The 13,396-nt window shown below is 35.7% G+C and carries 18 protein-coding genes; all 18 read left to right on the top strand.

What is annotated here, in order from left to right; translation table 11 throughout:
- Window positions 1-13: 13 nt before the first annotated feature.
- Entirely contained in the window at window positions 14-556 is a 543-nt protein-coding gene (rplF, locus tag A3SG_RS0107025; protein WP_016989317.1) for a 50S ribosomal protein L6, read from the top strand.
- Between the two features lie 11 nt (window positions 557-567).
- Entirely contained in the window at window positions 568-918 is a 351-nt protein-coding gene (gene rplR, locus A3SG_RS0107020) for a 50S ribosomal protein L18 (RefSeq protein WP_016989316.1), read from the top strand.
- Between the two features lie 6 nt (window positions 919-924).
- A complete protein-coding gene (gene rpsE / locus A3SG_RS0107015; protein ID WP_016989315.1) occupies window positions 925-1,449 on the top strand; it encodes a 30S ribosomal protein S5 in 525 nt (174 codons plus the stop codon).
- A 12-nt stretch (window positions 1,450-1,461) separates the two neighbouring features.
- Window positions 1,462-1,644: a 50S ribosomal protein L30 gene (rpmD, locus tag A3SG_RS0107010; protein WP_016989314.1), complete on the top strand. Its 183-nt coding sequence runs from the start codon at window positions 1,462-1,464 to the stop codon at window positions 1,642-1,644.
- An 11-nt stretch (window positions 1,645-1,655) separates the two neighbouring features.
- A complete protein-coding gene (gene rplO / locus A3SG_RS0107005) occupies window positions 1,656-2,108 on the top strand; it encodes a 50S ribosomal protein L15 (protein WP_016989313.1) in 453 nt (150 codons plus the stop codon).
- 13 nt (window positions 2,109-2,121) lie between these two features.
- The gene (secY, locus tag A3SG_RS0107000; RefSeq protein ID WP_016989312.1) at window positions 2,122-3,468 is read left to right on the top strand and encodes a preprotein translocase subunit SecY; all 1,347 of its coding nucleotides are present in this window, start codon (window positions 2,122-2,124) and stop codon (window positions 3,466-3,468) included.
- A 4-nt stretch (window positions 3,469-3,472) separates the two neighbouring features.
- On the top strand, window positions 3,473-3,688 hold the full coding sequence (infA, locus tag A3SG_RS0106995; protein WP_007136545.1) for a translation initiation factor IF-1: 216 nt from the start codon (window positions 3,473-3,475) through the stop codon (window positions 3,686-3,688).
- Window positions 3,689-3,700: 12 nt separating this feature from the next.
- On the top strand, window positions 3,701-3,817 hold the full coding sequence (gene ykgO, locus A3SG_RS21130) for a type B 50S ribosomal protein L36 (RefSeq protein WP_074724333.1): 117 nt from the start codon (window positions 3,701-3,703) through the stop codon (window positions 3,815-3,817).
- 2 nt (window positions 3,818-3,819) lie between these two features.
- A complete protein-coding gene (rpsM, locus tag A3SG_RS0106990) occupies window positions 3,820-4,194 on the top strand; it encodes a 30S ribosomal protein S13 (protein WP_016989311.1) in 375 nt (124 codons plus the stop codon).
- A gap of 8 nt (window positions 4,195-4,202) precedes the next feature.
- The gene (rpsK, locus tag A3SG_RS0106985) at window positions 4,203-4,586 is read left to right on the top strand and encodes a 30S ribosomal protein S11 (RefSeq protein WP_007136543.1); all 384 of its coding nucleotides are present in this window, start codon (window positions 4,203-4,205) and stop codon (window positions 4,584-4,586) included.
- A 91-nt stretch (window positions 4,587-4,677) separates the two neighbouring features.
- Window positions 4,678-5,283 (top strand): 30S ribosomal protein S4, encoded by a 606-nt coding sequence (gene rpsD, locus A3SG_RS0106980; RefSeq protein ID WP_016989310.1) that lies wholly within the window; start codon window positions 4,678-4,680, stop codon window positions 5,281-5,283.
- 21 nt (window positions 5,284-5,304) lie between these two features.
- Window positions 5,305-6,297, top strand: coding sequence for a DNA-directed RNA polymerase subunit alpha (locus tag A3SG_RS0106975; protein WP_016989309.1), 993 nt, complete (start codon window positions 5,305-5,307; stop codon window positions 6,295-6,297).
- 63 nt (window positions 6,298-6,360) lie between these two features.
- On the top strand, window positions 6,361-6,849 hold the full coding sequence (rplQ, locus tag A3SG_RS0106970) for a 50S ribosomal protein L17 (protein WP_016989308.1): 489 nt from the start codon (window positions 6,361-6,363) through the stop codon (window positions 6,847-6,849).
- Between the two features lie 304 nt (window positions 6,850-7,153).
- Window positions 7,154-8,254: a glutamine-hydrolyzing carbamoyl-phosphate synthase small subunit gene (gene carA / locus A3SG_RS0106960; protein ID WP_016989306.1), complete on the top strand. Its 1,101-nt coding sequence runs from the start codon at window positions 7,154-7,156 to the stop codon at window positions 8,252-8,254.
- Window positions 8,255-8,690: 436 nt separating this feature from the next.
- Window positions 8,691-9,983, top strand: a complete 1,293-nt coding sequence (eno, locus tag A3SG_RS0106955; RefSeq protein ID WP_016989305.1) for a phosphopyruvate hydratase — start codon at window positions 8,691-8,693, stop codon at window positions 9,981-9,983.
- Window positions 9,984-10,138: 155 nt separating this feature from the next.
- The gene (locus A3SG_RS0106950) at window positions 10,139-11,422 is read left to right on the top strand and encodes a citrate synthase (RefSeq protein WP_016989304.1); all 1,284 of its coding nucleotides are present in this window, start codon (window positions 10,139-10,141) and stop codon (window positions 11,420-11,422) included.
- A 68-nt stretch (window positions 11,423-11,490) separates the two neighbouring features.
- Window positions 11,491-12,405: a dimethylarginine dimethylaminohydrolase family protein gene (locus tag A3SG_RS0106945; RefSeq protein ID WP_016989303.1), complete on the top strand. Its 915-nt coding sequence runs from the start codon at window positions 11,491-11,493 to the stop codon at window positions 12,403-12,405.
- Between the two features lie 48 nt (window positions 12,406-12,453).
- Window positions 12,454-13,389 (top strand): citrulline utilization hydrolase CtlX, encoded by a 936-nt coding sequence (ctlX, locus tag A3SG_RS0106940; protein ID WP_029596660.1) that lies wholly within the window; start codon window positions 12,454-12,456, stop codon window positions 13,387-13,389.
- Window positions 13,390-13,396: the final 7 nt, after the last annotated feature.

The following is a 13,396-nucleotide window of genomic DNA, read 5'->3' as shown; positions in this document are numbered from 1 at the left end:
AATAGACTATAAGATGTCAAGAATAGGTAAACATCCAATTGTAATCCCTGCTGGAGTAACTGTAGAAGTTAAAGATGGTATTATTACGGTAAAAGGAAAAAATGGTCAATTGACACAGGAGTTTTCGGACGTAACTGTAACAGTTGAGGACGGTCAAGTTCAAGTAGAAAGATCGTCTGATCACAAAGATCAAAGAGCAAAACACGGTTTATACAGGTCTTTAATCAATAATATGGTTATTGGTGTGACTGAGGGTTTTACAAAATCATTGGAATTGGTTGGGGTTGGTTACAGAGCTTCGAATCAAGGACAAAAATTAGATTTAGCTCTTGGGTACTCTCACAATATTGTTTTGCAAGTTGCTGCTGAAGTGACATTAGAGACTATATCTGAAAAAGGTAAAAATCCAATTGTTAAACTTACATCGTTTGACAAACAACTTTTAGGTCAAGTTGCGGCAAAAATTAGAGGTTTTCGTAAGCCTGAGCCGTACAAAGGAAAAGGTGTTAAATTTGTGGGTGAAGTATTAAGAAGAAAAGCAGGTAAATCAGCTTAAAAAATAAGATTATGTCATTATCAAAACCTGAAAGAAGACAGAGAATTAGATTCAGAATTAGAAAATCGATTAGTGGTTCTGCTACAAACCCGAGGCTATCTGTATTTAGAAGTAACAAAGAAATTTATGCTCAACTTATTGATGACGTAAACGGGGTTACTATTTTGGCTGCTTCTTCAAGAGAAAAAGAAATAGGAAAAGGTACTAACGTAGAGGTTGCTATTGCAGTTGGAAAACTAGTAGCAGAGAAAGCGTTAAAGGCTGGGATAGAAGTGGTAACGTTCGATAGAGGAGGTTACTTGTATCACGGTCGTATTAAATCATTAGCAGAAGGCGCGAGAGCGGCTGGACTTAAATTCTAATATATTATGTCTAATAAATACAAGAATGTAGAGTTGGTAAAACCAAGTGGTCTTGAATTAAAAGATCGTTTGGTGAGTGTTAATCGTGTTACTAAAGTTACAAAGGGTGGTAGAGCTTTCGGTTTTTCTGCTATTGTAGTTGTAGGTGATGAAAATGGTGTTGTAGGACATGGGTTAGGAAAATCTAAAGATGTTTCTGAGGCAATCGCGAAAGCGGTGGAAGATGCTAAGAAAAATTTAGTTAAAATTCCTTTAAATGGACTTTCAGTACCACACGAACAGAAAGGTAAATTTGGTGGTGCGCGTGTATTTTTAATTCCTGCCTCTCATGGTACTGGAGTTATTGCTGGTGGAGCTGTTCGTTCAGTTTTAGAATCAGTAGGTATTCACGATGTGTTATCAAAATCGCAAGGATCATCAAATCCTCACAACGTAGTTAAAGCAACTTTTGATGCGTTGTTACAAATGAGAAGCGCTTATAGTGTTGCAAAACAAAGAGGGGTTTCTTTAGAAAAAGTTTTTAAAGGTTAATTCAAGGAAATTATGGCTAAATTATTAGTAAAACAAGTTAGAAGTAAAATCAACTGTCCACTTGATCAAAAAAGAGGATTGGAAGCTTTAGGCCTACGTAAAATGGGACAAATTGTAGAGCATGATTCAAACCCTACGATCCTTGGGATGATAAACAAAGTTAAACACTTAGTTTCTGTAGAGGAAGCTAAATAACAAATACTGTTATGAATTTAAGTAACTTACAACCAGCTGAGGGTTCAACGCACAGTCAAAATAAGAGATTAGGTAGAGGAGAAGGTTCTGGAAAAGGTGGTACTTCAGCAAGAGGGCACAATGGACAGAAATCTCGTTCTGGTTATTCTAAAAAGATTGGTTTTGAAGGAGGGCAAATGCCACTTCAAAGACGTGTGCCAAAGTTTGGTTTTACAAACATCAATCGTAAAGAATACGAGGGTGTAAATCTTGATACACTTCAATTATTAGTGGACAATGGTGTGATTACAGATACTGTCGATATGACTGTGTATGTTTCAAACCGATTGGCTACTAAGAATGAAATCGTTAAGATTTTAGGAAGAGGAGAATTGAAAGCAAAATTAAAAGTAACTGCTCACAAATTTACTGCAACTGCAAAAGCCGCTATTGAAGCTGCTGGCGGGGAAGCGGTAACAATGTAATTTTTTGATTAGTATGAAGAAATTTATTGAATCAATAAGTAATATTTGGAAGATTGAGGAACTAAAAAACAGAATCCTAATTACCTTAGGTCTTCTTTTAGTTTATCGTTTTGGAGCACATGTTACCCTTCCGGGAATTGATGCTACACAACTAAACAGTTTAGCCGGTCAGACCAAAAGTGGTATTGGCTCAATATTAGACATGTTTACTGGTGGAGCGTTCTCTAAGGCATCCGTTTTTGCTTTAGGAATTATGCCTTACATTTCGGCTTCTATTGTAGTTCAGCTTATGGGAATAGCAATTCCTTATTTGCAAAAGCTTCAAAGTGATGGTGAGAGCGGTAGAAAAAAGATTAATCAGATTACACGTTGGTTGACTATTGTTATTACATTAGTGCAAGGACCAACTTATATCTACAATCTATATAGAACTTTACCTAGTAGTGCGTTTTTATTAGGGTTTAATTCTTTTGAATTCTTATTTTCTTCAGTGATTATCTTAGTTACAGGTACAATATTTGCCATGTGGTTAGGTGAAAAGATAACTGATAAAGGAATTGGAAATGGTATTTCACTTTTAATCATGGTGGGTATACTTGCGAGATTTCCTCAGGCATTTATACAGGAATTTACTACGAGAGTCACGAATAACAACGGTGGACCAATGTTATTGGTTATTGAGATTATTATTTGGCTTTTAGTTATTGTTGCATGTGTTTTATTAACCATGGCAATTAGAAAGATACCGGTACAGTACGCTCGCCGCACTACATCAGGTGATTTTGAACAGGATATGATGGGTGGTAATAGACAGTGGATTCCGTTGAAGCTTAATGCTTCTGGAGTTATGCCGATTATTTTTGCTCAGGCGATTATGTTCATACCGGCTGCTGTTGCTGGATTGTCTAAATCAGATGCATCACAATCAGTTGTTGGCGCTTTTAGTAATATGTTCGGTTTTTGGTATAACCTTGTATTTGCAACGTTAATCGTTGTATTCACATTCTTTTACACTGCAATTACAGTTCCTACTAATAAGATGTCAGATGATTTGAAAAGAAGCGGAGGGTTTATTCCGGGTGTAAGGCCTGGGGTGGAGACTTCAGACTTTCTTGACAAGGTGATGTCTTTGATAACTTTCCCAGGATCTTTATTTCTGGCTCTAATAGCTGTGTTCCCAGCGATTATTGTAAGTCTTATGGATGTTCAACAATCTTGGGCAATGTTTTTTGGAGGTACCTCATTAATAATTATGGTTGGTGTCGCCATAGATACAATTCAACAGATTAATTCATATTTGTTAAACAAACATTATGACGGTTTAATGAAGAGTGGAAAAAATAGAAAAGCAGTAGCTTAATCTTATGGCAAAACAATCAGCAATAGAACAAGACGGATCCATAATTGAAGCATTATCAAATGCGATGTTCCGTGTAGAGTTAGAAAATGGACATATCGTAATTGCTCACATATCTGGAAAAATGCGTATGCATTACATCAAATTATTACCTGGTGATAAAGTGAAACTAGAGATGAGCCCATACGATTTGTCAAAAGCAAGAATTACTTATAGATATTAAAGGATATTCACAATGAAAGTTAGAGCATCAGTAAAAAAAAGAAGTCCCGAGTGCAAAATCGTGCGTAGAAAAGGGATATTGTACGTTATAAACAAAAAGAATCCTAGATTTAAACAAAGACAAGGATAATTATGGCAAGAATAGCAGGGGTAGATATCCCGAAAAACAAGAGAGGTGTTATAGCACTTACCTACATCTTTGGATTAGGAAGCAGTAGAGCTATTGAGGTTTTAGAAAAAGCTCAAGTTAGCCAAGATAAAAAGGTTCAAGATTGGAATGATGACGAGATCGGAGCAATTCGTGAGGCGGTATCAGAATTCAAAATTGAAGGAGAATTGCGTTCTGAGGTTTCTTTGAACATCAAACGTTTAATGGATATTGGTTGTTATAGAGGTATCCGTCATAGAACTGGTCTTCCTTTAAGAGGACAAAGAACTAAAAACAACTCTAGAACAAGAAAAGGTAAAAGAAAAACTGTTGCTAACAAGAAAAAAGCAACTAAATAATAAGTAATATGGCTAAAGCAACTGCAAAAAAACGTAAAGTTATCGTTGAATCAACGGGAGAAGCTCATATTTCTGCTACCTTCAATAACATCATTATTTCTTTGACAAACAAAAAAGGTGAGGTTATTTCTTGGTCTTCAGCTGGTAAGATGGGTTTTAGAGGTTCAAAAAAGAACACTCCATACGCAGCCCAAATGGCAGCAGAAGATTGTAGTAAAGTAGCTATTGAGGCAGGACTTAAAAAAGTTAAGGTATATGTAAAAGGACCAGGAAACGGACGTGAGTCTGCAATTCGTTCCTTACATAATGGTGGAATAGAAGTGACTGAGATTATCGACGTTACTCCAATGCCACACAACGGATGTCGTCCTCCTAAGAGACGTAGAGTTTAATAATATATTTAAGTATAACTAGGTAGAATACACGATTATCGAAGGATATGACCTGAATTCATAATCTCTACCTTAATTTAATTTTTTAAAAATGGCAAGATATACTGGTCCAAAAACTAGAATTGCTCGTAAATTTGGCGAGGCAATATTCGGAGATGACAAAGCATTCGAAAGAAGAAGTTACCCACCTGGACAACACGGGATGGCTAAAAAAAGAGGAAAAAAATCTGAGTACGCAATCCAGTTAATGGAGAAGCAAAAAGCTAAATATTCTTATGGAATTTTAGAAAAACAATTCAGAGGTTTGTTTAAAAAGGCATCGGCTACTAAAGGAGTTACTGGTGAAGTTCTTTTACAGCTGTGTGAAGCAAGATTAGATAATGTGGTATTTAGAATGGGTATTGCTCCTTCTAGAAGAGGCGCTAGACAATTGGTATCGCATAGACACGTTACCGTGAATGGTGATGTGGTAAATATTGCTTCTTACCACCTTAAACCTGGGGATAAGGTTGCTGTTCGTGAAAAGTCTAAATCATTAGAGGCTATCGAACGTGCTTTATCTAATTCAAGTCATGTTTATGAATGGATTACTTGGAATGATGACGTTAAAGAAGGTACTTTCGTTTCTGTACCGGCTAGGCTTCAAATCCCAGAAAACATTAAAGAACAATTAATCGTAGAGTTGTACAACAAATAATAATTGACTTAGTCGAAATTTATGGCAATATTTAATTTTCAGAAGCCCGATAAAGTTATCATGATCGATTCAACCGATTTTGAAGGTAAATTTGAATTTAGACCTTTAGAACCAGGATACGGATTGACCATCGGTAATGCACTTAGAAGAGTTTTGCTTTCAGCATTAGAAGGTTATGCAATTACATCCGTTCGTATTGAAGGTGTAGATCATGAGTTTTCTACTATCTCAGGTGTTGTTGAAGATGTTACCGAAATCATCCTTAATCTTAAACAAGTACGTTTCAAACGTCAAATTGAAGATATTGATAATGAAGCAGTTACTATTTCTGTTTCAGGTAAAGATCAGTTGACAGCTGGTGATTTCCAGAAATTCATTTCAGGTTTCCAAGTACTGAATCCAGAACTTGTTATCTGTAATCTTGATCCTAAAATCAAACTAAATTTCGATTTAACTATCGAAAAGGGTAGAGGTTATGTTCCTGCGGAGGAGAACAAAAAACAGAATGCTGCAATTGGAACTATTTTTACGGATTCTATTTTTACTCCGGTAAAAAACGTAAAATATTCAATTGAAAACTTCCGTGTTGAGCAAAAGACAGATTATGAAAAGTTAGTTTTTGAAATAAAAACTGATGGATCGATCAATCCAAAAGATGCGCTTACTGAAGCTGCTAAAGTTTTAATTCACCATTTCATGTTGTTTTCTGACGAAAGAATTACACTCGAGGCTGATGAAATCGCACAGACAGAATCGTATGACGAAGAGTCATTACATATGAGGCAATTGCTTAAGACTAAGCTTGTTGATATGGATTTATCTGTGAGAGCATTAAATTGTTTGAAAGCGGCTGAAGTTGATACACTTGGTGATTTAGTATCGTTCAATAAAAATGACCTAATGAAATTCCGTAATTTCGGTAAAAAATCTTTAACTGAGCTAGATGAACTAGTTGCTATTAAAAATTTGAACTTCGGGATGGATTTAGCAAAATACAAACTAGATAAAGAATAAATTACTTCATATTTTGATCTCCAAAACGGATAGTATCAAGATGAAAGTATAAAAAAACACGTCATGAGACACGGAAAAAAATTCAACCACTTAAGCAGGCAAACAGCGCATAGAAAATCTATGTTGGCTAATATGGCTTGTTCTCTTATTGAGCACAAGCGTATTAACACTACTGTCGCTAAAGCAAAAGCGCTTAAACAATTTGTTGAGCCTTTAATAACAAAATCAAAAACTGATACGACTCACAATCGTCGTATTTGTTTCGCTTACTTACGCAGTAAATATGCGGTAACTGACCTGTTCAGAGACGTAGCTGCTAAAGTTGGTGACCGTCCAGGTGGATACACTCGTATTATCAAAGTTGGAAATCGTTTGGGAGATAATGCTGATATGGCAATGATCGAACTTGTAGATTTTAACGAACTTTACAATGGTGGTAAAAAAGAAGTTAAAAAAGCGAAAAGCCGTCGTGGTGGAAAAGCTAAAAAAGTAGATGAAGGTACTGAGGCTCCAGTTGCTGAAGCTGATACGACTACCGACACCGCTGAATAATTATGAGGATAATCATTCAATAAAAAGCAGGGATAAACTATTAGTAGTTTATCCTTTTTTTTGGTTTTATTGCAACAAAATAAATATGCGGTGTCAAGATTCTACCTTCCGTTGAGTTTCATCATGCTTTTAAAATAGCAATGCAACAGGAATCATATGATTGTGTTTACAGCTTATTATTTATAATAAAATTGAAAAGTTTGCATCCATTGTATTTATGGATTAAATTTGCACTAGATTTAACTACTAATGAAACGAGCTTCGCGAGTTCGATGAGACCTTTACAAACAATAGAAATCAACGAATGAAATATACAACACGACAAAGCGCCATAATCTTACTAAGTGATGGCACTATTTTTCACGGAAAATCAATAGGAATCAGCGGTTCGACTTTTGGAGAAGTATGCTTCAATACTGGAATGACTGGCTATCAAGAGATTTTTACTGATCCTTCTTATTTTGGGCAGATAATGGTTGCCACTAACGCTCATATTGGGAATTATGGTGTAAACGAAAACGAAGTAGAATCAGACGGAATAAAAATAGCGGGTTTAGTTTGTAAAAATTTTAGCTTCAATTACTCGAGAGCAGATGCTTCTGGAAGCTTAGAAGAGTATTTCATTAAACAAAATCTTATCTGTATCTCTGATGTTGATACCAGAGCATTGGTTAGTTATATTAGAGACAATGGTGCAATGAATGCTGTTATTTGTACGGACGGTACATCTGTTGACGAATTAAAGGTGTCTTTAGCAAATGTTCCTGATATGAAGGGGTTAGAGCTAGCATCTAAAGTTTCTACTAAAGTCGCTTATTACTACGGTGATGAAAATGCTACCTATAAGATTGCAGCTTTAGATTTAGGAATTAAAACAAATATCCTTCGCAACCTTGCCAAAAGGGATTGTTACATTAAAGTGTTTCCTTTTGATTCAACATACAGTGATTTATCCTCTTTTAGCCCTGATGGTTTTTTCTTGTCCAATGGACCTGGTGATCCAGAACCACTTGTGGGAGCGATTCAAGTCGCAAAAGAAATTCTTGAGAATAATAGACCGTTATTTGGAATTTGTTTAGGACACCAAGTAATTGGTTTAGCCAATGGAATTTCAACTTATAAAATGTTTAACGGGCACAGAGGGATAAATCATCCCGTTAAAAATTTAATTTCTGGGAAAGGAGAAATTACTTCACAGAATCATGGTTTTGCAGTCAATAAAGAAGAATTGGAAAACAATGCTGATTTAGAAATTACTCATATTCATTTAAATGACGGAACTGTGGCTGGTATGAGAATGAAGCACAAGAATTGTTTTTCAGTGCAGTACCATCCTGAGGCGAGTCCTGGTCCTCACGATTCATCTTACTTATTTGATGAGTTTATTGACAACATAAAGGGATAAAGGGACATTTGGTCTTTTTGTGAAATGCGATAGGGATGCTTTCTTGTAATTAAAGAAGGCATCCTTTTTTTATGGAAGATACCCAGCGAATTTATGTTTTAGTTCAAGCCGTTATGGTGTAATGCTGATGTAATATGAAAATAGTACGGTGTAATTGGATTATGTTTATTCTATAGTCGGTATTATACACAAAAAACGGTTTGTTACTGTATTGGGAGTGGGAGAAAGGTGGTCGTGGTCAATTACTATAGGGGGAATGGGTTTTCGTTTCGGCGTGATGGAATGAACAGGAATCGGCAGGTTTTTCTATAAAATGGGGAGGAAATTTTTATTTATAGACAATTATAACGTTTTCGTTGATAAGATTCATTATTTTCATATTATCATTACAAAAGATAGAATATATTTGTGTTATTAAAATTTAAAATAAAGTAGTATGAGTATTATTATCAAAATTCACGCAAGACAAATTTTCGATTCAAGAGGGAATCCTACTATTGAGGTAGATGTAGTTACTGAGCACGGTATTCTAGGTAGAGCGGCAGTTCCGTCTGGAGCTTCAACTGGAGAACATGAAGCCGTAGAATTACGTGACGGAGGAAAGGCCTATCTAGGAAAAGGAGTTTTAAATGCAGTGAAAAATGTTAATACCATTATTGCTGAAGAACTTTTAGGGACATCTGTTTTTGAACAAAATGTAATTGATCAAATGATGATTGATTTAGATGGTACAGCAAATAAATCAAAATTAGGCGCCAATGCTATTTTAGGTGTTTCGCTTGCTGTTGCAAAGGCAGCAGCTAATGAATTAGGTTTGCCACTCTACAGATATGTAGGTGGAGTTTCAGCTAATACATTGCCTGTTCCTATGATGAATATCATCAATGGAGGTTCACATTCAGATGCGCCGATTGCATTTCAGGAATTTATGATTATACCGGTAAAAGCAACTTCGTTCACGCAAGCGATGCAAATGGGTACTGAAATTTTTCATAGCCTTAAAAAAGTGTTACATGATAGAGGTTTAAGTACTGCTGTCGGTGATGAGGGTGGTTTTGCTCCTACTCTTGCAGGAGGAACGGAAGATGCTTTGGATACCATTAAATTAGCAGTTGAAAATGCAGGTTATACATTTGGTGACGAGATAATGGTTGCTTTAGACTGTGCTGCGGCTGAATTTTATGTAAACGGTAAGTACGATTATTCTAAATTTGAAGGGGAGACTGGTAAAATCAGATCTTCTGCTGAACAAGTAGATTATTTAGCTGAATTAGCTGCTAAATATCCAATTATCTCAATTGAAGATGGAATGGATGAAAATGACTGGGATGGATGGAAAATGCTGACTGATAAAATTGGGGATAAAGTGCAATTAGTTGGAGATGACTTGTTTGTAACTAATGTAGAGCGTTTGTCTACGGGTATCGATAGAGGTATTGCCAACTCAATTTTAGTGAAAGTAAACCAAATTGGTACATTAACCGAGACTATTGCAGCGGTTAATATGGCTAAAAACGCAGGGTACACTTCTGTAATGTCACATCGCTCGGGAGAGACAGAAGATAATACAATTGCTGACTTAGCAGTTGCTTTGAATTGTGGTCAAATTAAGACCGGATCTGCATCGCGCTCTGACCGTATGGCAAAATACAATCAATTATTAAGAATAGAAGAAGAACTTGGCGACACTGCTTATTTTCCGGGTAAAAAAGCATTCAAGGTGAAATAATATTTTTTATTATAATTTATAAAGAGCCATTCGAGTTATTCGGATGGCTTTTTTGTTTAATTTAACATCAACATTATCAATTTCTCTTTTTATTTAATGTTATTATCCTTAGATTTGGTAGATTATTAAATTTAAAGTTTTATTTTCAAAATATTATGTCAAAAATAGCTACACTAGAATTTGATGGTAAGAAGTATGAGTTTCCGGTTGTAGAAGGAAGCGAAAACGAAGAGGCCATTGATATTAAAAAATTACGAGATTTAACTGGGATAATTACTCTTGACCCAGGGTATAAAAATTCAGGTTCTTGTACAAGTAAAATTACCTTCTTAGATGGAGAGTTAGGAATACTGCGTTACAGAGGATACTCCATTGAAGATTTGGCTGCAAAAGCCGAGTTTTTAGAAGTATCTTTTCTTTTAATCTTCGGAGAATTACCAACTGCAGTTCAGTTGCAACAATTTGAAGACGATATTAGAAAATATACACTAGTGAACGAGGAGATGAAAAGCATCATTGATGGTTTTCCAAGAACAGCGCATCCTATGGGTGTCTTAGCAGCATTGACCAGTGCATTAACAGCTTTTAATCCTAAATCGGTTAATGTTGACAATGAAAAAGAAATGTATCAAGCCGTTTGTAAAACGATGGGGAAATTTCTGGTTATTGCAACATGGACTTATAGAAAAAGTATGGGTTATCCTTTGAATTATTATGATAATACGAAAGGATATGTTGAAAATTTCATGAAATTAATGTTTGAAATACCAACAGGACCTTACAAAGCAAGTCCGATTGTTATTGATGCCTTAAATAAATTATTTATTCTTCACGCAGATCATGAGCAAAATTGTTCTACTTCGACTGTAAGAATGGTAGGTTCTTCTCACGCAGGTTTATTCGCCTCAATATCATCAGGTGTTTCAGCACTCTGGGGACCTCTTCATGGAGGTGCAAATCAAGCAGTTCTTGAAATGTTAGAAGAAATTCATCAAAATGGTGGGGATGCGGATAAGTATATGGCTAAAGCCAAAGACAAAGACGATCCTTTTAGATTAATGGGTTTTGGACATAGAGTGTATAAAAACTTTGATCCACGGGCTAAAATCATCAAAAAAGCTGCCGATGAAGTGTTGGAAACTTTAGGTGTAGATGATCCTATTCTTGCAATCGCAAAAAAATTAGAAGAATTAGCTTTAGAGGATGAATATTTTAAATCAAGAAGTTTATATCCAAATGTAGATTTCTATTCTGGAATCATTTACAGAGCATTAGGAATTCCTACTGACATGTTTACTGTGATGTTCGCTATTGGCCGTTTACCAGGCTGGATAGCACAGTGGAAAGAAATGCGTGAAAATAAAGAGCCTATTGGAAGACCAAGACAGGTCTATACTGGATCTCCGTTGAGAGATTTTAAAACAGTAGATAAACGATAATTTCAATTTTAAAAAGCTTCACTATTAAGTGAGGCTTTTTTTTATCTTTGTCCAAATTTAAATACTATATGTTAAAATTAAATGTAAAGAATGAGACTTCAAGATTACGATCAGTAGTTTTGGGCACCGCCATTAGTAATGGTGAAATACCGTCAATAGCTGAAGCATACGATCCTAAATCATTAGAGCATATTTTGGCTGGAACCTATCCGATTGAAAAAGATATGGTGGCGGAGATCGAGGCTTTTAATGTGGTGCTTCAAAAATATGATGTAACAATTTTCAGACCCCAATTAATCGCTGATTACAATCAAATATTTACAAGAGATATCGGTTTTGTTATTGATGGTATTTTTATTAAATCCAACATTTTGCCGGAACGGGAAAGAGAACTAGATGCTATTCAATATGTAATTGATCAGGTCGATGCTATAAAAGTTGTGCGTCCTCCTGAAGAAGTGCATATAGAAGGTGGAGATGTTATGCTATGGGATGACCATATTTTTATAGGGACTTACAAAGGAAGTGATTATAAAGATTATATTACCGCAAGAACAAATAGGGAGGGAGTGCAGTTTATAAAAGAGCTGTTTCCGCATAAAATCGTCAAAGAATTCGATTTGGTTAAATCTAAAATTGAAGCCAGAGACAATGCTTTACACCTTGATTGTTGTTTCCAACCTGTAGGTTCTGATAAGGGAATTATTTATAAGAGTGGATTCCGTGAAGAAGCAGATTATATGTATCTCGTTAATCTTTTTGGGAAAGATAATTTGTTTCATATTACACGAGAGGAAATGTATACCATGAATTCCAATGTGTTTTCTATTGATTCCAATGTTGTTGTTTCTGAAAAAAACTTCACAAGACTGAATAATTGGTTGCGATCCGTTGGTTTTACAGTGGAAGAGATTCCTTATGCTGAGATTTCTAAGCAGGAAGGATTATTGCGTTGTTCCACATTGCCTTTAATAAGAGATTAATTTCAAGTAGTGCCGCCGCAGGGTGTCACTACACAAATAAAAAATAAAATGAAACAAACAACAAATTCTATATTGATGATTCGTCCGGTGGCGTTTAGAATGAACGAACAAACGGCAGTTAATAATTATTATCAAAAAGTATTAGACGATCTTTTGCCGGCAACTGTAAATATAAAAGCACAACAGGAATTTGATACTTTTGTTGAAAAGCTCAGAGCAGTTGGTGTTGATGTAACGGTAGTGGATGATACACTGAATCCAGATACTCCAGACAGTATTTTTCCAAACAACTGGGTTTCCCTTCATCAAAATGGAGATGTAGCATTGTATCCAATGTTTGCCGTGAATCGCCGTCAAGAGCGCCGCGAAGAAATTTTGGATCTGTTAGAAGATAAAGGATTCAAGATGGAAAACATTGTAGATTACACTTCTGCAGAAGAAGATGGTTTTTTCTTGGAAGGAACCGGAAGCTTAGTCCTTGATAGAGCGAATGAAAAAGCGTATTGCGCTTTGTCTCCTCGAGCTGATGAAGAATTGTTTATTGAGTTCTGTGAAGACTTTGACTATGCGCCTGTATTGTTTGAAGCTTTTCACACGGTAAACGGAGAACGAAAATTGATTTATCATACGAATGTTATGATGTGTTTGGGTGAAACTTTTGCGGTGATTTGTGCGGATAGCATCGATGATAAAAAAGAACGCAAAATGGTTTTGGACACACTTAAAAAAGATAATAAAGAGATCATTTTAATCACTGAAGAGCAAGTTAATAATTTCGCAGGAAACATGCTTGAAGTCCGTGGTGCAGATGATAAAAGATATATAGTAATGAGTGCTGCGGCACATCAAAGTTTAAAGCCTAAACAAGTGGAGCAGTTAGAAAAACACGCTACAATTCTCAGCTCTAGTCTAGACACTATTGAAGCTTGTGGCGGTGGCAGTGCCAGATGTATGATGGCAGAGGTTTTCTTGACAAAATCATAAAAAANAA

Source organism: Flavobacterium sp. ACAM 123 (assembly GCF_000264055.1).
GTDB lineage: Bacteria > Bacteroidota > Bacteroidia > Flavobacteriales > Flavobacteriaceae > Flavobacterium.
Note: the sequence above shows the minus strand (reverse complement) of the source record. Positions and strands in the feature narration are given on the sequence as shown.